Raw genomic sequence first — 777 nt, 5'->3', positions numbered from 1 at the left:
GACAAAACCCATGCCGACCCAGGCGGCCGGCCCCAGGCTTTCGCCCAGGAAGACGGCGCCGATGCCGACGCCGATCGGCACGCGCAGATAGGCCTGCGAGGTGGTGCCGACCGAGCCCAGCGTATGGATCAGGCGAAAATAGATGACGAAGGCCAGCGCCGTCGAGAAGACCGACAGGCCGAGCAGGGCCAGGATCGAAGCCGCCGACGGCGCAAGCGTCCATGGCCGGTCGACGATCAGGCTGAGCGGCACAAGCATCACCGCGCCGCAAAGCATCGAACCCGCGGCGGGTATCATCGGATCGAAGCCCTTGAAGCCGCGGCCGAAGATCGCCGCGCCGGCATAGGAGACCGTCGCGATGACGATCGCAAGCTGCGCCCACATTTGACGGCCAAGCCCGCCAAGCGCCTCGGTGCCGATGATGAGGCAGATGCCGACGATGCCAGCCCCGACGCCGACGAGCTTGCGCGCCGTGACGGGCTCATGGCGCGTGATCAAGGCCGTCAGCAGGAAGGTGAAGATAGGCGATGTCGCGTTGAGGATGGTGGCAAGACCGGCATCCACCGATCGTTCGGCGGCGGCGATCAGGGTGAAGGGCACGACGCTGTTGAGGCAGGCCTGGAAAGCGAACCGGCGCCACATTGCCGCGTCGGCAGGCATGGCAAGGCCGCGCCAGCGGATGACGCTGAGCAGAATGGCCCCGGCGATCATGGTCCGAGCGGCGATGAAGGTGACAGGCGGGATCGTCTCGACGCCGATCTTGATGAAGGTGTAGGA

Annotated in this window: 1 protein-coding gene; it reads right to left on the bottom strand. The window is 66.4% G+C overall.

Annotated elements, in window-relative coordinates:
- Positions 1-777: EamA family transporter (locus tag EOA24_RS39905; protein WP_127410921.1), on the bottom strand; the 777-nt coding region annotated here is incomplete at both ends.

The organism is Mesorhizobium sp. M2A.F.Ca.ET.039.01.1.1 (assembly GCF_003998035.1).
Taxonomy (GTDB): Bacteria; Pseudomonadota; Alphaproteobacteria; order Rhizobiales; family Rhizobiaceae; genus Mesorhizobium.
This window is presented reverse-complemented; position numbering and strand designations above follow the sequence as displayed.